The 20,827-nt window shown below is 69.0% G+C and carries 25 protein-coding genes; 4 read left to right on the top strand and 21 right to left on the bottom strand.

Annotated elements, in window-relative coordinates:
• Positions 1-81: 81 nt before the first annotated feature.
• Positions 82-798 (top strand): hypothetical protein, encoded by a 717-nt coding sequence (locus KPL78_RS13830; RefSeq protein ID WP_219763538.1) that lies wholly within the window; start codon positions 82-84, stop codon positions 796-798.
• Between the two features lie 153 nt (positions 799-951).
• Here the strand turns inward: KPL78_RS13830 and KPL78_RS30200 are convergent, their stop codons facing one another.
• Complete coding sequence (locus KPL78_RS30200; RefSeq protein ID WP_255568972.1) at positions 952-2,070, bottom strand: HNH endonuclease; 1,119 nt, start codon at positions 2,068-2,070, stop codon at positions 952-954.
• Between the two features lie 65 nt (positions 2,071-2,135).
• On the bottom strand, positions 2,136-3,854 hold the full coding sequence (locus KPL78_RS13820) for a RecQ family ATP-dependent DNA helicase (protein WP_219763537.1): 1,719 nt from the start codon (positions 3,852-3,854) through the stop codon (positions 2,136-2,138).
• 252 nt (positions 3,855-4,106) lie between these two features.
• Between KPL78_RS13820 and radC the strand changes: the two genes are divergently transcribed.
• A complete protein-coding gene (gene radC / locus KPL78_RS13815) occupies positions 4,107-4,931 on the top strand; it encodes a RadC family protein (protein ID WP_408904482.1) in 825 nt (274 codons plus the stop codon).
• 19 nt (positions 4,932-4,950) lie between these two features.
• Here radC and KPL78_RS13810 read toward each other — a convergent pair whose 3' ends face one another.
• Positions 4,951-5,475, bottom strand: a complete 525-nt coding sequence (locus tag KPL78_RS13810; RefSeq protein ID WP_255568971.1) for a thermonuclease family protein — start codon at positions 5,473-5,475, stop codon at positions 4,951-4,953.
• Between the two features lie 192 nt (positions 5,476-5,667).
• Between KPL78_RS13810 and KPL78_RS13805 the strand changes: the two genes are divergently transcribed.
• Positions 5,668-5,874 carry a hypothetical protein gene (locus tag KPL78_RS13805; RefSeq protein ID WP_219763535.1) on the top strand — a complete coding sequence of 69 codons (207 nt, stop codon included), beginning with the start codon at positions 5,668-5,670 and terminating at the stop codon, positions 5,872-5,874.
• A 4-nt stretch (positions 5,875-5,878) separates the two neighbouring features.
• Here KPL78_RS13805 and KPL78_RS13800 read toward each other — a convergent pair whose 3' ends face one another.
• The 8 genes from KPL78_RS13800 to KPL78_RS13765 form a co-directional block, all read right to left on the bottom strand.
• Positions 5,879-7,705 carry a glycoside hydrolase family 55 protein gene (locus KPL78_RS13800; RefSeq protein ID WP_219763534.1) on the bottom strand — a complete coding sequence of 609 codons (1,827 nt, stop codon included), beginning with the start codon at positions 7,703-7,705 and terminating at the stop codon, positions 5,879-5,881.
• Positions 7,706-7,721: 16 nt separating this feature from the next.
• Positions 7,722-9,728, bottom strand: a complete 2,007-nt coding sequence (locus KPL78_RS13795; RefSeq protein WP_219763533.1) for a phage tail protein — start codon at positions 9,726-9,728, stop codon at positions 7,722-7,724.
• Positions 9,728-10,081 (bottom strand): DUF6950 family protein, encoded by a 354-nt coding sequence (locus KPL78_RS13790; RefSeq protein ID WP_219763532.1) that lies wholly within the window; start codon positions 10,079-10,081, stop codon positions 9,728-9,730. The genes KPL78_RS13795 and KPL78_RS13790 overlap by 1 nt, the downstream gene beginning before the upstream one ends.
• Positions 10,081-10,659: a hypothetical protein gene (locus KPL78_RS13785; RefSeq protein ID WP_219763531.1), complete on the bottom strand. Its 579-nt coding sequence runs from the start codon at positions 10,657-10,659 to the stop codon at positions 10,081-10,083. The genes KPL78_RS13790 and KPL78_RS13785 overlap by 1 nt, the downstream gene beginning before the upstream one ends.
• Positions 10,656-11,345 carry a hypothetical protein gene (locus KPL78_RS13780; RefSeq protein WP_219763530.1) on the bottom strand — a complete coding sequence of 230 codons (690 nt, stop codon included), beginning with the start codon at positions 11,343-11,345 and terminating at the stop codon, positions 10,656-10,658. Before KPL78_RS13780 ends, KPL78_RS13785 begins: the two co-directional genes overlap by 4 nt.
• Positions 11,346-11,360: 15 nt before the next feature.
• Positions 11,361-13,535 carry a tape measure protein gene (locus KPL78_RS13775; RefSeq protein WP_219763529.1) on the bottom strand — a complete coding sequence of 725 codons (2,175 nt, stop codon included), beginning with the start codon at positions 13,533-13,535 and terminating at the stop codon, positions 11,361-11,363.
• Positions 13,528-13,686: a hypothetical protein gene (locus KPL78_RS13770; RefSeq protein WP_219763528.1), complete on the bottom strand. Its 159-nt coding sequence runs from the start codon at positions 13,684-13,686 to the stop codon at positions 13,528-13,530. The genes KPL78_RS13775 and KPL78_RS13770 overlap by 8 nt, the downstream gene beginning before the upstream one ends.
• Before the next feature lie 164 nt (positions 13,687-13,850).
• Positions 13,851-14,228, bottom strand: coding sequence for a phage-derived protein YdaY family protein (locus KPL78_RS13765; protein WP_219763527.1), 378 nt, complete (start codon positions 14,226-14,228; stop codon positions 13,851-13,853).
• Between the two features lie 228 nt (positions 14,229-14,456).
• On the opposite strand from KPL78_RS13765, the gene KPL78_RS13760 reads away from it, so the two are divergent.
• On the top strand, positions 14,457-16,103 hold the full coding sequence (locus KPL78_RS13760) for an HNH endonuclease signature motif containing protein (RefSeq protein ID WP_219763526.1): 1,647 nt from the start codon (positions 14,457-14,459) through the stop codon (positions 16,101-16,103).
• A 276-nt stretch (positions 16,104-16,379) separates the two neighbouring features.
• Here KPL78_RS13760 and KPL78_RS13755 read toward each other — a convergent pair whose 3' ends face one another.
• The 10 genes from KPL78_RS13755 to KPL78_RS13710 form a co-directional block, all read right to left on the bottom strand.
• Positions 16,380-16,589, bottom strand: coding sequence for a hypothetical protein (locus KPL78_RS13755; protein WP_219763525.1), 210 nt, complete (start codon positions 16,587-16,589; stop codon positions 16,380-16,382).
• 115 nt (positions 16,590-16,704) lie between these two features.
• Positions 16,705-17,661: a phage tail tube protein gene (locus tag KPL78_RS13750; protein WP_219763524.1), complete on the bottom strand. Its 957-nt coding sequence runs from the start codon at positions 17,659-17,661 to the stop codon at positions 16,705-16,707.
• A 34-nt stretch (positions 17,662-17,695) separates the two neighbouring features.
• Positions 17,696-18,136, bottom strand: a complete 441-nt coding sequence (locus KPL78_RS13745) for a hypothetical protein (protein WP_255569019.1) — start codon at positions 18,134-18,136, stop codon at positions 17,696-17,698.
• Between the two features lie 2 nt (positions 18,137-18,138).
• Positions 18,139-18,867, bottom strand: coding sequence for a DUF6441 family protein (locus KPL78_RS13740; RefSeq protein WP_219763522.1), 729 nt, complete (start codon positions 18,865-18,867; stop codon positions 18,139-18,141).
• Positions 18,864-19,181 carry a phage holin family protein gene (locus KPL78_RS13735; RefSeq protein ID WP_219763521.1) on the bottom strand — a complete coding sequence of 106 codons (318 nt, stop codon included), beginning with the start codon at positions 19,179-19,181 and terminating at the stop codon, positions 18,864-18,866. Before KPL78_RS13735 ends, KPL78_RS13740 begins: the two co-directional genes overlap by 4 nt.
• An 11-nt stretch (positions 19,182-19,192) precedes the next feature.
• Positions 19,193-19,501 (bottom strand): head-tail joining protein, encoded by a 309-nt coding sequence (locus tag KPL78_RS13730; protein ID WP_219763520.1) that lies wholly within the window; start codon positions 19,499-19,501, stop codon positions 19,193-19,195.
• Complete coding sequence (locus KPL78_RS13725) at positions 19,498-19,731, bottom strand: hypothetical protein (RefSeq protein WP_219763519.1); 234 nt, start codon at positions 19,729-19,731, stop codon at positions 19,498-19,500. Before KPL78_RS13725 ends, KPL78_RS13730 begins: the two co-directional genes overlap by 4 nt.
• On the bottom strand, positions 19,664-20,053 hold the full coding sequence (locus tag KPL78_RS13720) for a hypothetical protein (protein ID WP_219763518.1): 390 nt from the start codon (positions 20,051-20,053) through the stop codon (positions 19,664-19,666). Before KPL78_RS13720 ends, KPL78_RS13725 begins: the two co-directional genes overlap by 68 nt.
• Positions 20,053-20,451, bottom strand: a complete 399-nt coding sequence (locus tag KPL78_RS13715) for a M15 family metallopeptidase (protein ID WP_219763517.1) — start codon at positions 20,449-20,451, stop codon at positions 20,053-20,055. The genes KPL78_RS13720 and KPL78_RS13715 overlap by 1 nt, the downstream gene beginning before the upstream one ends.
• Positions 20,451-20,801, bottom strand: coding sequence for a DUF2190 family protein (locus KPL78_RS13710; RefSeq protein WP_219763516.1), 351 nt, complete (start codon positions 20,799-20,801; stop codon positions 20,451-20,453). The genes KPL78_RS13715 and KPL78_RS13710 overlap by 1 nt, the downstream gene beginning before the upstream one ends.
• Positions 20,802-20,827: the final 26 nt, after the last annotated feature.

Here is a 20,827-nt window from a genome sequence, read left to right as displayed (position 1 = left end):
CTTTGACGAGTACCTGGCGGCCGTCAGCGCGAACCAACCTCTCATAGTGCAAGGTGACTAGGATGGGTGGAGCAAGCGAAAATGGCTAAGGATGAGAAGCCGAAGGCGATCTACGGCGAGTTGGCCATCACACTTGCGGCGCCAATCCTCACCGCGGAAGCTAGCGTCCGACGCGGCCTCTCGGTCCAGTGTCTGCTGGCGGCAAAGAAGGCAGCACTGATCGTGCATCGGGTCGAGGTCGACAACGCCAGTGCAGTTGAATTCGGACCTTGGGCCGATGACATGCTGAATGCGGTGCCAACGGCGGTCGTCATGTCGGCCGCCGCGCTTGAGGCCGCCGTCAACGAGGCTGTCAAGGACCTGCTCGACAATCCAGTGAAGCACGGGCTGACCGCCGCGCAGGTTGCGGAGCTACGCAGTGAGTTCGACAGCCGATTTGGCAACCCTCGCAGCCGAGCGGAGAAGGTTGCGGAGATCATCGGGAGGCCGGCGGCCACCTCGCTGCAAGAGTGGCGCGATCTGAAGCTGCTGATCTGGATGCGCAACCGCCTCATCCACTTCAAGCCGCGGTGGGATCATGAAGCGATCCCTGATGAAGCAGTGTTCACAGAACTTCTGACGCGGATTGGCCCTCCGAACCGGTTCTTCGCAGCGCCGAAGCCGGAGATGCCGCATGGCGCTTTCACCTACGGCTGCTCGCGATGGGCCGTACAGACGGTGACGGCGTTCATTCGTGTCTACGCCCCGCACCTCGGCGTGATTGACCGCTTCGCCGGGAACGATTTTTCGCTGCCTTAGAAAGGGACCGACCTATCCGATCCAGCTTTCAAGGATGTCATCCACTACAGCGAAGTCCATCGTCACTGTTTCCTGGGGCACAGGCCTCCAGGCAGTTCATCCGTGCCATGCTGACACCCTGACCTGATGGCATCTCGCTTCGGGGACGAGCATTTAGGCTTCTGACATCACGAGGTCGCGGGCCGCAATTCGCGCGAGTAGCCTTTCGCGATCGCTGCGCAGATCCAGCGCGTGCATCCTGCGATGGCAATTCGGACACAGCGCTACCGCGTTCTCAATCGTGTCCGCTCCACCCTGCGCGAGGTGAACGACGTGGTGGCACTCGAGGTAGGGCACGCGGGACACCGAGAAAGGCGCCGGTTCGCGACATAGATCGCATCTGCCCTCGGCCAGCCGCTTCGCCAGCTCAGCGACGGCCAGATTTCTTTCAAACTGGGCGACCACAGTCTGCCGAGTTCCGGGCTGTTCACGACCGCCAAGCCTCGCTCGCCTCACGAGTTCGCCAACTGAGGCCCGCGACAGGACGTTTCGACGATTGCCCTCAATACGATCCAGATCTCGACGATCCGGGACGGGACGCTGCGCCTCGCCGACCAATGCGAGCGGGAAGACATACACCCAGCGCTCATTGGCCTCGTCATCCAGTTGGCGCTCCCGACGCGGCTCACCCGTAAGCCGGACCTCGCCAACGTAGACGTACGCGTTCTGGCGGAAGACCTCGAAGAGATGCACCGGCGTCCCGGTCCTGGCCTGTTCGGCCAAGCGCTGATTCTGGCCGGTCAGAGTCTGGTCGCCGACCCGTCCCATTCCTGTGTAGTGGAGGACATCGTCCTCCCAACGATCGTCGTAGAGGCTCTTCGTGTGGTCGGCGATGACCACCAAGCGGCCTTGGCTACCTGACCACCTCATGCCGCCGGCATTTCCGACGCCGAACAGCCGGGACAGCTGGTCGTTCGTCAAAACATCGCCCGGCCGAAGCGCATCGAGTGTCACCGGTCCGGACGTCGCCACCTTCGGGACCACCTCGAAGCCCAGAGCACGGAGCCGCGCGTTCGTTTGCTCACCACCCGTGAATTTTGTCCGGGGCAATGGTTCGCCAGTAGCGAGCTCCGCCGCGATGGACAGGACGAGCTTCGGGGGGAATGGCCTCCCGTCGTCCGGGTGCAGTACGTCGTACTTGGTCGACTGGGCCCGCTCGGGCACATCCTCCTGCTTGATCTTCTCCATCGCCGCGAGAACGTGGCGACGCTCGAGGCGATCGTCGAAGTCCATGCTAGGTAAGCTCTCCGGTCTGGCTGCGATGAGAATACAATGAGGCTGGTCGGCCGCTCATCGCGTCAAGAGCGCAAACGCCCGGACCGCCGCGCATAGGATCCGCTCTGGATTTCCGCCGGCCGTGGAACACCAAGCGCTTCACAAACAAACCGGGCGTGGTCCTCCGGGGAGCAGCGTCGAGCGTGGCAAACGTCGCAACAAACTCCGGTCTCGGCGCGCGCGCCATGCTTGGCGAAAACCCAGTCGATGATGCGCAGCGCCAGTGGGCGGCGTGGCCGAGCACGAGCCTCGCCGAAATAGCTCAGCAGCGCATCACGAAAGCAGCTGCGGTCGAATGCGAAAGTCTGCATCTGGCGCGACAGGCGCCGCTTCTGGGCCAGAAGCTCAGCGCGCTCTCCCGATGTCACCTTCGCCTCTTCCACGGTCAGCCCGGCCATGAAGTCTAGCAGGCTGAGCGCCGGGCCGTCCGGCTTCGGGTCGGTGAGAAGGACGGCAACGCTTCTCTGGCCGTTGCGGCCGGCACGCCCGAACTCTTGCAGGTAATCCTCCGGCGAGGCCGGGTGCTGCCAGTGGAACACGAGCCGCACGTCAGGAATGTCGACCCCCATACCGAAGGCGTTGGTGCAGATGATGCGCGACAGCTTGGGCTCGAGATGGCCCCCGAAGCGCTGCAGCAGATCCTCCTTCTCCTGCGTGCGGAGCTGGCCATGGAAGAAGGGCGTAGCGACACCCTGCGTTTCCAGGGCCGCGGAGAGGGCGTCGCCGATCTTCCGGGTTGGCACGAACACCATCGACTTGACGCCTATCGCATCTGCGAGGCGCAGGAGTTCGGCGACGAAGGCCGGGCGTGCGTCCTGGCGCACCCGCCGCCTAAGGAAGGTGATGTTGGGGCGGTTCGCGCCATGCACGAACACATCCCCTTCGGCTGCTCCGAGCGAGGCGAGGATGCGCGCCTGCGTCTCGCGGCCGGCCGTTGCCGTGAAGGCCAGGACCGGCGGATTGCCCAGTTGCTGTCGGACTTCCCCCAGCCGCCCGTACTCGGGCCGAAAATCGCGCCCCCAGCGATCGATGCAGTGCGCCTCGTCCACGACGAGGTAGGCAGGCCGCAGCGCGCGCAGCAACGCCAACTCCCGCTCATTCGCTCCGAAGAACCGCTCGGGTGCCAGGTAGAGGAATTTGAAGGACCCTTTCGTGAGCAGGTCGAGGCGCAGCTGCTTCTCCTCGGACGAGAGGTCCGAGTTCATGAACGTCGCCGGGATCCTTCGCCGCAGGAGGCCCGAGACCTGGTCCGACATCAGCGCCTTGAGCGGGGAGACCACGAGGCAAAGGCCGGGCGTCAGTACGGCCGGCACTTGGAAGGCCAGGCTCTTGCCGGATCCGGTTGGACTGACGAGCAGCAGGGACCGGCCTTGCAGGGCCGCTTCCACGACGTCAATCTGCGCTGGGCGGAAGGCGTCCAACCCGAACAGCCTTAATGCGGGGCCGAGGTGCCCGGTCTCGCGCGCCAGTCTTCCCTCGGTGTCGAGCCAATGCGCCAGGCGCACGGCCGCCCTTTGGAGCAGGCGACGGGCCAGCCCGGCACCGAGATGCGGATGCACCGCGGCATGGCACATTGGGCATAGGCTGATCAGGTTGGCCGGCTCGTCGGTGCCACCAGATGCGCGAGGCAGCAAGTGGTGCACATGCGCGCCATCGGCCTTGAGGTCGCCGCCGCACTGAACGCACCGATGCCCGTCACGCCGCAGAACCGTCTGGCGTGCAATCTCCCAATCCCCGGTCACTACGCCCTCTGGCAACCCGCTCGTCAGCTTCCGGCCCGGCGCCGGCCCGCCATGGGACCCCGGCTGATCCACTGTATGCAACCCACGCGTAAACCTGCCGGTGGAATGTAGACGTCATTATAAACCTTGGGTAGATTTCCGCCTGGATAGCTCCCGTAGATGGCGTTCCGCCTGCGGGGCCGCAGGGGCTTGGAAAGCGTGTGGCAGTTCTGGCGCAACCTTACTCGTAGCGGTGTTCTCCGGTCCGCGAGGGTGGCGCCCTCAGACGCGCGGCAACCAACGGGGTTCGCCGAGGACGCGGCCCTACCGGCTTTTGACCGCTCGGCAGGGCTCGGTCGCCCGCGGTACCCGGCGCCACGAGAGGACGACGGTGCGCGCAGATACCCGGCGGACGCGCCGTTTCCTTCCACCGGCCCGCACGGTCACCGAGCGCGGATGCGGGAGAAATTGCTCACTCGCGGTCCCGATGCCCTCGCCGACTACGAGCTCCTGGAAATGCTGCTGTTCTTCGCCATGCCAAAAGGGGACACCAAGCCGCTCGCGAAGGCGCTGATCAACCGTTTCGGGAGCTTCGCCAATGTGCTGGCCGCGCCGCAGCAGGAGCTGATGGCAACTCGTGGGCTTGGGACCCACAGCGTATCTGCCCTCAAGCTCGTGCAGGCCTCGGCGCTGCGCTTGGCGCGCGCGGAGGTCATGGAGCGCCCTGTGCTCGGCAAGTGGGACCAGTTGATGGACTACCTGACCGCCGTCATGGCGAGGGAGAAGGTCGAGCAGTTCCGCGTCCTGTTTCTCGACACCAAGAACCGCCTCATTGCCGACGAGGCCCAGGCGCGCGGCACTGTGAACCATACGCCAGTCTATCCCCGCGAGGTAGTTCGCCGCGCCCTAGACCTGCACGCGACCGCGCTGATCCTGGTGCATAATCACCCCTCTGGGGATCCCTCGCCGTCTCGAGCGGATGTTGAGATGACGGCGGAGATCAAGAAAGCGGGCGAGATCCTGTCGATCGCCCTGCATGACCACGTCATTATCGGCCGTGGCGTCTGGTTCAGCTTCCGGCGCGAGGGGCTGCTGTAGCCCCACAGCGGAGCGAAACTCAGTGGTGGCGGCCGTTTGCCCGCCATTCCCATGGCGGCAGACGCTGCGCCTCAGGCAGCGCCCATAGGCCACGACGCGCGGAACGCGCATCGGCTTCGAGACGGAGCAGCGTCGGGTCATTGCTGTAGCGTCGGAATACCCAAGCCGAACCTCGGCGAACCAGTTCGGCGTTCACGTCCACCGCGCCGACGAAGACCCGACCGACAGTGCGACCATATCGATCCGTGTCGCGCACTTCGATGCGTGCATCGCGCCCGAACGCCAGATCCGCGAGCAACTGACGCGCACGATCGCCGTAGGGCTGACCGCGCTCGGGCGTGTCGATATCGGACAAGCGAATGCGGATCTCCTCGCGCCGCACGGACAGCAGTGTCAGCGTGTCGCCGTCGGTGATGCCAACGACCCGCCCGCGAAGTTCGGCCGCAGCTACGGCCTGCGCACAGAGAAGCGCGAGACCGGTGAATAGGATCTGGAGCCATGCTGTAAGGCTGTGAGGGCGCCGGAAATTCATGATCGAGAGCATCCTCCTGGCGCCGTTGAGATCATGTGAATGCCCTGGCTGTGTGGTACCGGCAAGGCGCGGTCGCATGGGTGCGGCATCGAGTCCGCCTGAGATCACCGTGCTCTCATCGTGACGGCATGACGTCGACGGCGCTTGGCGTGCGACGTCACGAGTGTCAGGGTGATTTCCGTGGCGCCACGGAGGACGTTGGGTATGGGCCGCAAGCGAGCTTCAAGTGAACCGAAACGCGTTCCTGGCCGCAAACCTGGTCCCGCGCAGCGCGACGAGTATCTGCGCATCTGGGATGCCGTCGACGACGATCGCCGCAAGGTCCTGATCTTCTTTGCGCGCGGCATCGCCCAGGATGCGGGCCTCGTGCCGCCTAACACGCCGCTGCTGATGACGGATCGGGTGTTCTAACGGGTCAGGGAAGCCTGCGCTTTCGTGCGGCGACGGACAGCGTCGCCGCGCCCAAGTCGAAGGTTGCGGGCGAAATGTTCCTGGCCATGACGCGCACCGTGTTGTTGGACCAGGCCGCGGCGTCGAGCTCGATGAAGCGCGTCGAAGAGACGAGCGCGGCATGGGCGAGGTCGCCCTGCCGGGCGCCGGGGACAGTGACGTCGAGCAGGCTGGTCTCGCCAGGCGCCAGGCTCGGCAGGTCCCACGCCACCTCCGCGGCGAACTCCCGTTGCCCGACGGGCAGCGCTGGGGTGCCGCAGAGCAACGCCGGTGCGGCCTCGGGCAGGCCGTAGAGCCGCAGCGCCTCGACCTCGATCTGCCCGTCAAAGCCGACGATGCCGATTTGCGCGAAGGCGACCGCCGGCCCGAGCCGCACCGTCATGCGCTTGTTCAGTGAGGCGTCGGCCATGGCGGCACCGCCAGTCCAGGCCTTGGCCGGGACGTTCCACAGCAGCGTGGTGATGGAGGCCAGCGCGTCACCGGCGACGTTCTCCCGCACGTTCATCGCCGCATCGAAGCACCGTACGAAGATCCGCCCACCATCGGCATCACCGACGAGGGAATGCACCAGGGCGAACTCCTTCGCCTGGCTGCACTCCACCACGAAGGCCAACCCCCGCTGCGCGGCGAGCAGCAGACCGCGCCCGGTCGGCGTGATGTCGTCCAGCCCATTGAAGGACAGCCCTGCCAGCGTCGTGGCGGAGGTGGTCGAGGTGGCGACCACCGCCAGTCCCTCGACACCGATCTCGGTGGCACTGTGCCGGAAGGCCGCGGCCCGGACATTCGGCACGGAGCCGAGCAGCCGCAGATGCCGCGAGGCCGGCGCGCGATGTCGGTTGAGCACGGTGTTGCCGCAGCGGGTCGCGGTTGCCGTGTAGTCGATGCCGACCTGGTAGGTGTTGGACCAGGCGACCTCGTACTCGCAGTCCTGCGCCGCGGCGGTGTGGCGCGCGACGATCGGCGAGCAGGCCTCCATGCGCAGCGCCCGGCCGATGATCGCCGAGCCGCTGGTCTCATTGAGGAAGGGGATCGCCACATTGGGATCGAGCTGGCGCAGTTCGAAATTCGGCGCATCGAAGACGTGCCGGTTGTGGTTGCTGTAAGCGCCGGGCGCGTTCGACAGCCGGATCCCGAAGCGGTCGACGGTGGGGTTGATTCCCGTCGCGATGGCGAAGTGGCCGCCATAGTAGCGGATGGAGGTGTTCCACGCGGTCGCCGTGGCGCAGTGGATATCGAGGCCGATGCGGTTGTTGAGGATGCGGCCGAGGTGGAAGGTGCTGTCCTCGACGCCGCGGCCGTCGCCGAGAGTGCGCATGCCGATGGTGAAGCCCGAGACCAGGCGCAGCTCGACCACGGATGCGTCGATGTTGCGCACCAGGATGCCGATGTCGCCCTCGTCCAGCCAATCGGACTGGGCCTGCCGGATGACCTGCAGCCCGGCATAGTGCTTCTCGCCGTTGCGGACGGTGCCGCCGTCGCCCAGCGTCAGGACGGTGGTCGCGGCCGAGCCGGTATAGCGGATGACGCCATGCATGATCAGACCGCGGGCGCCACCGCCGAGCGTGACGCCGGCAGAGACGTTCCAGGTGCCGGGTGGGATGAGTGCGAACTTCCCATCCGCCGCCGCACGATCGAAGGCCGCCTGGATGGCGGCGCGATCGTCGGCAACACCATCGCCGAGGCCGCCGAAGTCAGAAGGCAGCACGGTCTCGCGGTCGCGCAGGTATTTTGCGAGGTCGGTCTTGCTGACCGCGGTGTCGAGCACCAGCAGGTCGTCGATGCGGGCAGGCATGAGAGATGGCTCCGGTTCAGAGCGCGGTGGCGGAGACCGGCCCGGCCAGGGCCGAGACGTTGCCCTCGGCGGAGACGGCGCGCAGCCAGTACCAGCGCGTGTCGCCAGCGGTGAGGCCCGTGCGGTCCCAGAAGAGGCTGGTCGGCTCCTCCGGCAGCCTGGCCGCAGCAGCGAGGCTGTTACTGGCCGCCTCGAACACCTGCAGTTGGACAGCATCCGGTGGGAAGCCCCCGGAGAGCCGGATCCCGCCCGCGATGCCCGTCGCCGTGGGCGCCGCCACCGCGGCCGGGACGAGCGCCTGCCGCCAGCCCGACACCGCGCCACTGCGCGCCACCGCGCGCACCCGGAAGCCGGTCGGCTCGGCCGTGGGGATCGCGGCCGCCGTGGCACCGAGGGAGCCACCATAGCCCTGCCAGGCCACCACCGAGGCCGGCAGGAACTCGACCTGGTAGCCGGCGAGATGGGAGGAGCCGACCGCGGCCCAGGCGAGCGAGAGAACGGCAAAGGCGGTCGCCTGCGGCGTCTCCACGGTGATGCTGGCGGGTGCGGCGATGACGCCAGGATTGGGCAGCACCACGCCGGGGTTGCTCCCTGTCGCGCGCTCATCCACCGCCGGATTCCAGTCCCACACCGCGGCGTCCTCCTCCTCCAGCGTGAGGTCGACACCACCCTCGGCGGCCAGCGACCAGGCGGTGACCCGCGCCGGAAAGGGGGTGAGGCGATCGAGGGCGACCGTCGCCGCCTCCCAGGGCCTGAGCCGCAGGGCCGAGAGGTTGGCGGGAAAGGCCACGGTGCGCTGGCGGCGGTTGCGCTCCAACTCGACCTTCATCAGCCGCTGCACGGTGCTGACCGAGGTGGTCAGCGGGAACTCCAGGTCGCGATAGATCATCTCGCCGCCATCCTGGGCGACGTAGTTGCTCGCCAGCAGCGGCGGCGCGTCGGTCGGCTGCCAGTTGGCGGCGGGCTCGACATAGACCGCGCGCACCCCGTTGAAGAGGTCCCGCCGTGGCCGCGCGCCCTGGATGGTGACGTCGCCGCGGAGGTCGTCGGAGGTGAGCGTGGCGGCCGGCAGCGCCGGCGCGCCGGCATGGATGAAGAACCGCCCGCCCGAGACCACCAGCGCGCCGGCCATGGCAGCGGCGAGCTTGCGGGTGATGGCGATCTTGCCCTCGGCGAGGGACAGCACGCCATTGGCGGTGTAGCGGCGCTCGTAGATCCCGGCCCGGGTGCCGACCAGCTCGTCGCAGATGTTGGCAGCGGCGATCAGGGCGGGGATGTCGATGTCGGCCCAGGCGGCGCGCCAGCCGAAGGGCGCGGTGAGGTACCAGGCGAGCAGCAGGGCGGGATTGTCGGACCAGCCCACACTGCCGGTGCGCGGGTCGAGGATGGTGTCGGCGCCCTCGACGATGGCGGCGATGTTGGGCGGGCCGGCGGGAAACGCCTCGGCGGTGAGTTTCAGCCGTACCGCGACATAGGCACGGCCACGGCCGCGATGCTCGGTGGTCCACTGGCCGCCGGTCTCGGCGATGAGGTTGGCGTCGGCCGCCTGGTCGGGCTCGCCGAGGTGGCGGTCGATCCGCACCAGCCCGGCGAGGGACCCGTCGCTCTCGACCTTGTCGCCGAGATAGACCTCGCCGATGGCGCGGACGCGGTGCGCGGCCAGTACGACCACCGAGTAGAAGTAGCCATCGGCGCGGCCCTCGTCGTCGGTGGCGGAGTGCAGGAAGACGATGGGTCCCGACACCTTGCACCGCCCGACGACGAGCTGGTGCTCGGTGACCGGCTGGCGGAAGGCCTGGGTGCGGCCGGCGCCGGGCTGGCCGGCGTCGAAGCCGGCGATCGCCGCCGCCTGTGGGCTGAGGCCGGCCTGCTTTTTCTGCTTCTGCGGAAAGACCGACTGGCCGATGGCGGAGACGATGAAGGCAGCGCCGGCGCCGACCACCGCACCGATGATCCCGCCACCGACCGCGGCGGAGGCGATGCCGGCAGCCGCGACGGCGATAAGCGGCACCGCAGCCGGCATCAGCCAATCCTCCAGGCAGTGGTGCAATCGGTCAGGGAGATGCGGACCAAGCCGCGGGGCCCGACGAAGGCAGCGCGGCCGCCATCCACCACGACGCCGAACCGCGGTGGGTCGCTCGCAAGGACGATGTCGCCGGCCCGCGCGAAAGCCGGCGGGATGCGCGGGAAGCCGGCGCTGTCCGAGGTCGCCTCCAGCGTCGGCAGGCTGCGCCAGGCCGGCCGGCGTCCGGTCGTCGCCATCACCGCTGCCAGGGCAAACCGCCCGCAGTTCCAGCGATGGGCCTCGAAGCGGCGCGTCTCCGCCGCGGCCAGCAGGGCTGCCAACCGCGCGTGCCAATCCGGCAGCCGGGTCATCAGCTCGCCGGCAGCCGGATCTCCGCCTCCTGCAGGGCGGGAACGAACTCGAAGAAGCGGTCCCCCGGATACTCGGCCTGCTGGTCGGCATCGGTGTAGCGCCGGACCTCGGCGCGCTCGAGGTCGACGAGGCGGCTCTCGCAGGTGAGCGAGATCCTGGGCTCTGCGCCGTCCACCACCTGCATGGTGTCCATCAGCCCGGTCCAGAGCGGGAACGGGTCGGCGACGAAGGCGCCCTCGGCATCGAGCAGCGCGCCCCACAGCCGCGCCGGGCGCAGCCGGAAGGACTGCTCGGCCAGCGCGATGTCGACCACCTCCTGCGGCACAGGCGAGAGGGTCAGGGTGATGCGCACCGCGCGCAGCTCGGCGGTCTCCTCGATGTCGGAGACGGCGCCGATGGTGCCCATGCCCTCATAGGTGACTCCAGCCCAATGCAGCGGCCCGAGCCCGGTCCAGGCGCGGATCGGACCGGAGGCGAAGTCGAGCTCGACCAGCACCACCGGCGTGGCGACCGGCGCGGTGGCAGCGGCCGCAGCCTGGGGCGAGAGGCGCGGCGTGGCGGTGATGCCCTCCGTCATGGGAGCGCCTCCTCCAGGCGGATGGTGATGGCGGTGAAGCGGCCCGGCCGGGTGGGGTTGGCGCCCTCGTCGTCGGAGGCGAGGCGCATGGCCACCGTCGGCGTGGTCAGCACCAGCGGCTCGGCGAGCGGGGCGGCGGCGCGCAGTGGCGGGGCGATCGGGATGGTGGCGGTGCCGGTGCCGGAGGCGACGACGCGTTCCGTCGCCATGTAGAGCCGGCCGGCGAGGCCGATATGGTCCCCCGCCCCGACCGCCACCGCGTTGGGCCACCAGCCCTGAGTTTGCAGGGAGAGAGCGCCGCGTGCAGCGCCGACGGCGAGCGACGGCGTGCCGCTGCCCACCACCATCCCCGTCCCATCGGTGAAGATGGTCGCGTCCGAGAAGGAGTAGGGCCCTGACGGCATCTCGCCCTGACTACGCGGATCGCCGGTGCGGTATTCGCGCCGCCAATCCCAGATGCGGACGGTGTTGGCCGAGCCGGCGAGCGCCGCCAGCAGCCCCTCCAGCACGCCGGCCTGGGTGCGGTTGAGGGGATCGAAGCTCGCCTCGGCGATCCACCGCGCGCCGTCGCGGCGCAGCACCTGGGTGGCGCGGCTCACCGGCGAGACGAAGCGCAGCGTGTTGTGCTGCAGGTAGAAGCTCAGTCGCGACGGGCGTAGCGCGGCCGGCCAGGCGTATTCGGTCATGCTGGACCCCTCCGGCTACCCGCGCACCGTGTCGTAGGCCGCCCCACCACGACGGATGGCGTCCAGCGTCATCGCCGAGGCCTGCCGCGCAATCTGTCCGGCGAGCAGCCGCAGCCGCGCCTCGACGCCGGCATCGGCACCGCGCGCGTCGATCGTGATGCTGGTGTGGATGGTCGGACCGCCCCCGCCGGGCGCCACACCATTCGGTAACACCGTCCCGGCCTGACGCGGGACGAACCACTCTGGCCCGCGCTCGCCGACGACATAGGGCTGGCCGGCGGCGACCGGCCCACCCTCGGCGCGGAACAGGCCACCGAGCCAGGAGCCGATATCGGTGAACAGGCTGTCGAAGGAGATCCCCGACAGCCCGGCCGAGACCGCATTGCCCAGCGGCTCCGTGATGACCTTGCGGGCGAGGATGCGGGTGATGTCCTGCAGCAGGCCCTCCAGCACCGAGGAGAACTTCTCGCCCTTGACGATCGCGTCCTCGAAGGCGCTGGAGAAGGTAAGTCCCAGCTCGCGGACGGTGTCGGAGGTGCGTTCCGCGCCGCGCTGCACACGCTCCTCCGCCCGCTCCAGTTCCTCCATCGCCGCGACCGCCTCGCGCTGGATGGTCTCGTCGGGCACCGCCCGGCCCGCCCGTTCCGCGCGCTCCACCAGGCTGGACAGGGTGGCGAGACGGCGCTGGTAGCGCTCATAGGCGGTCTCGTTCTGCTGGATCAGCCGCTCGCGCTCGCGCAGCAGCTCGTTCAGCTCCCGCTCGGCCTCGCGGGCCTCCCGCGCGCCCTCGGTGCTGGCGCGGCGGACGGCGGCGACGCGCGGCTCCAGCCGACGCAGTGCCTCGTCGCGCTCCTGCAGGGCGAGGGTCTCGAGGCGGGTCCGCTCGGCGGCGGTGACGCCGCCGGCGGCCTCGGCCTCGCGCAGCCGGCGCACCCGCTCCTCGTATTCCCGGTTGATCCGGAAGCGGTCGTCGAGGTCGCGGGTGAGGTCTTGGACGTCCTGGGTCGCGCGGCGCCGGCGGGCATCAGCCGCGGCAGCAGCGGCACTCTCCTGCTCGCTGCGCTGGCGCTCGCCGGCGGCCTGCTCGCCGCGGGTGATCTCGGCCTGAAGCTCCGTGTACTGCCGGCGCATTTCCTCCAGCCGGGCGGCGCGATCGACGCCTGCCTGCTGCTCGGCGGTGCCGACCAGGCCGGGGCGGATGCTGCCGCGGCGGACCGGGGCGGTGAGGCTGGCGCGGCCGTCCTGCTGGCCTTCCAGCCGGGCGATCTGCGCCGCCAGCGCCTCGGCCTGGCGGCGCATGCCAGCGAAGCGTTCCTCCTCGGTCAGCAGGCCGGCGCCTTGGCGGACGCCGTCCACCGCGCGGGCCGCAGCCGAGAGGGCCCGGGCCAGGGCGTTGGACAGGCCAATGGCGCGGTCGAGCTGGCCGAGGAAGTTCTCCGTCGCCACGGACAGCTGGCCAAAGGCGCGGCCGAGGGAGAGTGGGGCGCGGTCGAGTTCCGCGCCGAGCCGCTCGGTGGCGCGCAGCAGGGCCGGAAAGACCCGTTCGGCGGTGAGCTTGCCCTCGGAGCCGAGCTTGCGCAGTTCGCCGATCGAGACGCCGAGTTCCTTGGCCAGCCCCTCGGCCAGCAGCGGCATGGCCTCGAGGATGGAGCGCAGCTCGTCGCCCTGCAGCACGCCCGAGGCCAGCGCCTGGGCGAGCTGCAGCGTGGCCGAGGAGATCTCCTGCGTGGAAGCGCCGGAGACGATGGCGACGCGCTGCAGGCCGCCAACGAGGCGGACCACCTGGTCGGAGGTGGCGCCGATCTCGCGGGCGGCGATCGAGAAGCGCTGGAAGGCATCGACGCTCTCCGAGACCGCGACGCCGGTCTGCAGCGCGTTGCGATAGAGCGCCTCGTATACCTGGCCGGCGCGCTCGACCGAGCCGGTGGCGTTCTGCAGGCGGGAGAGGCTCTGGGTGAGCGCGTCGCCGGCCTGGACCAGAGCCCGGGCGGCGACCGCCACGCCGGCGAGCTGAATCCCCCGCACGGCGACGTCGAGCAGTTCCAGCGAGCGGGAGGCGCGCTCGGCGCCGCCCTTGATCTGGTCGAGGGAGCGCTGGCCGGTCTCGCCGACCTCGCGCAGCCCGGCCTTGACCCGGGCGGCATCGTCCAGCGAGAGGCGCACCGAGACGCGGCGGGTTGCCTCAGCCATGCGGCATTCCCTCCCCGTCCCGGCGGGCGGCAGCGCCCTCGGCCATGCCGATGCGGATGGCGAGCAGGAGTTCGGCGGCAGCCCAGCCCGCGGCACCGAGGTCGCGCGCCGCGGCGAGCGCCCCGGCGGTGTCGAGGGTCAGGCCGGCCATGGTGACTGCGGCGTACGTCGTGCCGGCGGCCCAGCAGGCGTGGCCCTCAAGGCTGGCGGGGGCGTGCGCGGCGTAGGGGCAGGCGTCGGCGCAGTCGCGGCCGAGGGCGGCGCAGCCGCGGCAGTAGTCGGGCCCGCAGCCAAAGTGCCAGGCGGCGCGGGCCCTCAGCCGTTTCCCTCGGCGGCCACCGCGGCGACCGGCGCCGTGGCGCGGTCCCAGAAGGCGGCGGCGATGTCGTCGAGGTCCATCAGGCGCTCGACCGCCTCGGGCGAGAGCGGCAGCGGCGTGCCCGCGGCGTCGCCGACACCCTCCCAGGCGGTGACGGCGTGGCGGGCCAGCGCCTTGACCAGGAAGGCGAAGGAGAGCCCGCGGGACATGTCGGGGTCGAGGTCCGGGTCGGCGATGCGGATTGCGGCGAGCCGGCGCGCAGCGGCGGCCTGCGCCGCGGCCATGACCGCGGTGGTCACGGGCCGGATCTCGACGCGGACGCCGCGCGGCAGGTCGAGCCAGTACGGCTCGGCCGGAAGGTCGAGGGTGAGCATGGACTTCTCCATGTGGAAGGAAGGAAGCGAAGCAATGCGCGTCAGCGCGGGGTGAGCGCAGTGAGCGAGATTGAGGGCATCCGACTGTCGCTAGCCCACACCGCCGCCCCCTCTTGTCGTCGCGCCAGTCGATCGACTTTCCGCTGGCCGCAGCGAAGTGGCCTGCAGCGGCCCGTTCCAGGCAGTCCGATAGTTGCGATCGCTTTGGGTCGCGGGCCAATATTCACCATGACCAACTTCACCAAGCCATTGTTCGACATCCTCATCACGTCGTTGGAGCAGCGGCGTGAGATCACTTATGGCGACGTCGCTAATCGACTGCGTCGTCAGTACGGCTTGGCGCTACATTCTCTGGGAGTTGGCAGGCAAATCGGCATCCTTGGTCATCTGCTATGGGAAGTCGGTCAGCAGCAGGGAATTAACGTCCCGCCGCTGAGTGTGATTGTTGTGAACGAAGCCACTGGCCAACCTAGTATCGGCTTGGGCCCGGTGCTCATTCCCTGGCTCGTTCGCGAACCGGGTGATCGGGCGCGAATGATCGATGAGGTAGTCCGCGCAACCGACTCCCGCGTCGATCTGCCACCTTACGCGGTCGCCTTTGCCATGACGAAGGTACGCGCCTTTGCTGACTGGCGCAGGATTGCCACGTCCATCACCGACGCGCAGTGGCAGGACGCGCAAGACACACCAGACTTCGACGACTATAGGCGTTTTCTTCCGACGCAGGCGACGTCACCCACAAGCCGCCAAGACGGCGGCGACGACATCATCCCCGTCTCGGCCACCTTCTCACCACGCGTCGAAGACGACCGCGTCTACATCGACTTCCAGAATCCATTGGGCGACTCAATTCGTGCCTTGGGCTTCGATCCCACGACCTGGGGGCTCTGCATCCATGTCCGTCAGGGGGAGCATCAGCAGCGGATCATCGCGGCGGCCCGCGCACCGCTGGACGACCCTCAGTCGCAGCATCTGCTGGAGTTTGCCAGTTCCCATGATCTTGCGCGCGCCTATGTCCGCAAGACGCACCTCATTCACGCCATCAAGATCGCCCCAAACGTTGCGGAGATCGCATTTGTCGCGACGCCCACGGGGCCAATGGAGCATCGCAATATCGTTGACTGGTTCCCGAACGATCCTCGTCGCGATCCATTCGTCATTCCGGACCATGCGTTCGCTCCGAGCGTGATTGATGACTACACATCCCGGGTCTTCAAAGGTGTCCGCATCAGCGAGGACAGCGGCAAGATTGCCCGCACGATGTGGCGCCCTGATCTCACAGGCACGACCTTCCACATCGAATCTGTGCCGCTGCATGCCATCGCAACGCTGATCCCGTCGAACCCAATGGCCGAGGACTATCGGCACTGGACTTCCGCCCACGGCCTACTCCCAGTTCCACGCGACCCTGATGACGCCCCCGCACCCCCCCAGATCGAACCGCCCATGGCTCGACTGCCACTGGCCCGTGTACAGGGGTCGGCGATGCTGCGTCCTGGTCAGGGGCAATTCCGACGGCAGGTGATGCTTTTGTTCGGTCGACGCTGCGCTATCACCGGCTGCGACGATCCACTTCTGCTGAACGCCGCGCACATCGTGACCGCCCCGGATGGATTTGACGACAACTCCCCAGATAACGGGCTGCTGCTAACGATTCACATGCACGTACTGTTCGACGCCGGGCGTCTGGTGCTGGTGCCAGAGGGCCACCAGCATCGCGTCCGGATCACCGGCGCGCTGACTTCTGCTGACGTGGCCGCCGCGCAGGACCAACTTGTGACGCTGCCTCTCTGTTTCGCTGGTCGTATCGTTGCCGCGGCGCGGCGTGCGCCGGTCAAGGCAGGCTTCGAGCCTGCAGTCGGCGACACTCCATAGTCACCGAGTGGCAAGTTAGAGAATCCTCATCGCCGATCTCGAAGCGCTTCAGTAGGCGCGAAGTGGACATCGAGAGACCGGTTACGAGCCAAGTTCCTTCAATGTCCTATCCTTTCGAGCCGGCAGCTCGGTTCACGAACACTCCGCTGCAGCCGGCCAATTCCTCCGAGCGATCTCGGCAACCTGTCCAGCCCATACATTCGAGCACCAACTCGGGCACGACCGCTGCTTCTGATCAACAATGCGCCGCTCGGGTCCGTTGATTGGAGGTCGCTGTCAGTCGTCCACCTCCGCGATGGAAGCGCCGCGAGCCTGGCGCGAAATGCAGCCGTGGTGCCGCTGCGCGATGCGTGCGGCAGCGACGACCAGTTCCTGTCCTTCGGTGCTCAGGCGATCGAAGATTGCCAGGAGTTCGGCTCGGCGCTGAGCGGCGGGTCCGACCGAAAATGGATGCGGAACGGAAACAGCAGGAAGATTGTCGGGCACTCGCCGGACCCCGATTCGTCAACGAAGAAGGTGCCATATCGTGGACGGTATTTCCACCTCGGGTTGTATACTGACGCCGTAATGGAAGGACCATTTGCAGTTGGCATTTAGCGCATCACGCGTACTCCGTCCCCGCCTGTTGGTTCTTCAGCAGCGCCGTCATCATGCGCGTGGCGGTTGCGTTGTAGGCCGCGCGGAACTCGAAGCTCGCCTCGACCCCGCCCGGCCCCTCGACCGGGGTCTTGGCGAGCGCCAGGTACACCTCGTGCAGCGTGAAGGTGAGGCTGCGGTTCGCATCGATCGCGTAGCTGAAGGCGAACTCCGCCGGCGCGTTGTTCTGCGCCTGGGTGAGCAGGGTGGTGTCGGCGAAGCGCGCGGTGATCTGGCCGGTGGCGCGCGCGATGCCGGGATCCACGCCCTCCACCTTCCGATCGGCGCGGATGGTGCGGACCATCTCCATACCGTTGGCATAGGTCAGCCGCGCACCCGTCACCTGGGCGAGTGCCGAGCCATTCCGACTGATCGCCCCCTGCGCCTTGTTGAAGGCGTTGTAGGCGGCGGCGCTCGGCGTGCCGCCCGAGCTCGAGGCACCGCGCGTCGAGCCCTGCCCCATCAGCCCGAAGGTCGCCGTGGCGGGCCCGGTCGGTGAGAAGTCGATCTCCAGCGTGTCGGCGCGCACGCCGGTGCAGAGATCGTAGTTCGGCACGTCCGGATAGCCGATCTCGATGCTGTTCGAGGGCAGCGCGGCGGCGCCCGAGCCGAAGCTGTGGATGAAGTTCGGGCTGGTGCCGGTGGTGGTCGGCGGGCCGAGCAGCAGGCGCAGCCAGTGGCCGATGTTGTTGAGATCGACCGGCACCACCGCCTGACCCTGCACGGTGACGGTGTCGAGGAAGGGTGCCGCCGGATCGCGGCTGCTGCCGACGCCGATCACGTCGGCATCGAGCAGCGGCTGCTCGGCGCCGAGGTCGCAGGAGAGGAAGGGCATGCGCAGCCAGTCGCCCGAGGGGGCAGTGCCGTAGGTCGCCTCGGGGATCATGAGCAGGCGGCAATTGGCGCCGATGGCACGGGGCATCGGGGATCTCCGGGATCAACGGGGAGGAGAAGCGTCAGGCCAGCGGCGAGCCGGCGACGGTGAAGAACAGGGTGACGGGGACGGAGGCGGTGCGAGCAGCGGCGGCACCCTCGAACTCGACATCCTCGAAATCGGGCGCGCCGGGCTGCACCCATTCCACGGCACCGCCGAAGGTGCGGTCGGCGGTGATGGCGGCGGCGATATTTACCAGCAGCGCGTCGAGCAGCGCATTGCGGACCGCGGGCGTCGCGCCACCAGCGGTGACCTCGACCTCGGCACGATGCTCAATGGCCCAGGCGAGCGGCGAGAGGATCGCCGTCTCCTCGACGGTCTCCCCGTCGCGAATGACAACGAGGCCGCCTGGCGGCAGGCGCTGCGGCACGGTCTCGCCGCGCAGGATCAGGGGGGCCGGATTGCGGGTGGCGAGCGCGGTCTGCAGCCGGCCGTGCAGCGCCGCGATGGCGGTCTCGCGCATGCTCACGGTGTCGTCCTCCCGCTCTCACGCTCCCACGCCGCCACGAAGCGCCCGGGCAGCCGGCGCAGGCCGCGCTCGGCGGCACCCTTCACGTCGAGCCGCTTGGCGAGCTTCACCTGCGGCAGCAGCAAGAACATCGGCACCATGCCGCGGGCGAGCATGCCGCGCGCCCAGGCCTCGCGACCCTTGCGGTTGCCGGTGCCGATCTCGGCGAGGCCGCCGGCGACCAGGCGGGTGCGGCGGCGCCGTCCGGTCTGCTCGCCCTGTCGCAGTGGCAGGCACCACACGAAACCCCGCCCCGACTGGAACGGCCGCAGGAATGCCTGCCCCGACGCCACCATCTGCGCTGGGGTGACGCGCATGCCTTTCTCGCCGCGGCCCCGGCGCCCCCGCGCCGCGTTGAAGCCGGTCGGGATGGCGAGGAACTTCCGGCCACCCTTGGCGCGGATCAGCGCGCCGCGATCGAAGGCATCGATGACGTTCGGCACCTTGGTCCAGACCAGCCCGGCGGGTCGCAGCGACTGCCCCGCGCGGGGAAACACCTGAGAGCGCCAGGCACTGGCGATGCCACGCGCATTGCCGCCGAAGCTGCTCGTGATCTGCCGCCGCAGCTCCTGCGTCACCTGCTCGGTCTCGGCGCGGATCGCCGTCATCGCCGCGCGCTCGCCGGCGCGGACCTCGGCGGCGAGCACCTGGCGCAGGTCGCCGACGATGCGGGCGCCGAGCCTCACGGCGTGCTGCCTGGTGGCAGGCCAGTGCGGTGGCGGATGATGGCGACAGCGAGGTCATGCAGCGCCGCCTGGCCGAGGTAGCCGAACACGAAGGCAAAGAGGAACCGGCCGTACTCGTTGAACTCGAGAAAACCGCCGAGCGCATAGCCGGCGCTGCCGACCAGCGCGGCGGAGGGCACCTCCCAGGCCAGGCACCAGCCGAAGCGCCGACGCTCCGGGTTGTTCCAGCGCACGAAGCCGCCGGCGAGGCCGGCAGCGGCACCGAGCAGCAGGTCGCGCAGGATCTCCAGCAGGGTCAGGGCGTTCTGCGGCATGGCGGGAACTCCTATCGCTGGCAGAGCACGCGCCAGGCGGTGCCGGAGGCGTCGCGCTCGGCGTGGGTGACGGTGAGCAGGTCAGGGCCGATGGCGAAGCTGTCGCCGGCGGCGAGGTCAGGCAGCGCGGCGATGGCAACCGAGAGGATGTCGGTGGCCGAGAGGATCTCGGTGCCGAAGGCATCGATGACGCCGTCGGGCGAAGACCGCAGGACGCGGACCGGAACTGCCGGGCCGATGCCGCCCTGCCGGTAGACAGTGTCGGCCCCGAGATTTGGATCGGCGACCAGCGCGCCCATCGCATCGGCGAAGGCGTTCACTGCTCGCCCGCGTCGGTGGGATTCAGCCGCCGCACCGCGGCCAGCCGCCCGGCGCAGTCGGAATGGGCCGCGTCATAGGCCAGCAGCAGTTCCGCCACCTGCCCTTGGGTCAGGATGTCCGAGATCGGCAGTGCCGGCGCGGCCGCACAGATCAGCAGGGCGTCAGGGAGGCGGAGCGGCAGCAGCCGGATCTCCGGCGGTGCGGCCGGCGCGCAAGCGGTCGACAGCATCGCGCAGCACAGGGGCAGCGCCAGCAGCGTGGCTCGGGTCACGGCGGAGAGCCTCCAGGTTGGCGCCGAGGCGCGCGGCCTGGGCACGGGCGCGTTCGGCCTCGCCAGTCAGCGCGGCGATGTGGCGGTCGTGCTCGACCGTGGCCTGGGCGAGCGCCGTGGCATTGGCCTGGGCCGTACGGCTGGCCATGGCCGCCTCAGCACGCGCCGCGTCGCGCTGGGTGCGGAAGTGCGTGGCCGTCAGCGCCGTCATGGCGACGGCTGCTGCCAGACCGATCGGCAGCGCGTGCCGGCCGAGCAGCGCGAGGATCGCGGCGCCCATCAGGGATACGCCGTGCGGTCGAGCTCGAAATGCGGCCCGTCACGGAAGGAGGCCCAGTCGCCGCCCCAGACGATCGCCACACCGAGCTCTTTCGCCGCGGCCTTCATCGCGGCGCCGATCTGCTCATACAGCGGCCAATCCCAGCGGATCTCGCCTTGCTCGACCGTGCCGTCGCCGTCGTCCAGCCAGTAGGCCAGATCGACCGCGTGGCCGGTGATATGCCGGCTGTTCATCGTGCGCGAGGCACCGATCGCCACCAGCCCGGTCTGCCGGGCCCGCGAGCGCAGCCCCTCGGTGACGATGAAGGGCACCGTCAGGCGGGCCCGTTCGACGACGCGCACCAGGTCGCGGTGCACGCCCTCGAGGCGCGCGCGGTCGCGCGGCAGCAGCGCAGCCATCACGCCCCCGAGGCCGGCACACGGGCAAGCATCACGCGCACAGTGGCATCCCCTGCCAGCGCGGCGACGGTACAGAGTCCGACCTGGAAATTGCCGGTGGCGGTGGTGGTGATGCGGCGATTGGTATTGTCCCAGAACACCCGCGCCCCCTGGCTGACGGCCAGCGCGGGCTCCTTAGTCAGTTCGAACTCGCCGCGGGTCTCGCAGTCGACGTTGGCGTTCTGGGCAGCGTCGGAGGCCGCCACCCCGAAGAAGGCGCCGACCAGCATGCCCTGGCCAGAGAGGATCCCGCCGGCATAGGGCACCACCATCGGGATGGAGCGCGCGTCGGGACGGATGCAGTTGCGCATGAGAAGGTCTCCTGAAAGCGCGCAGG

Source organism: Roseomonas alba, from assembly GCF_019430885.1.
Taxonomy (GTDB): domain Bacteria; phylum Pseudomonadota; class Alphaproteobacteria; order Acetobacterales; family Acetobacteraceae; genus Neoroseomonas; species Neoroseomonas alba.
This window is presented reverse-complemented; position numbering and strand designations above follow the sequence as displayed.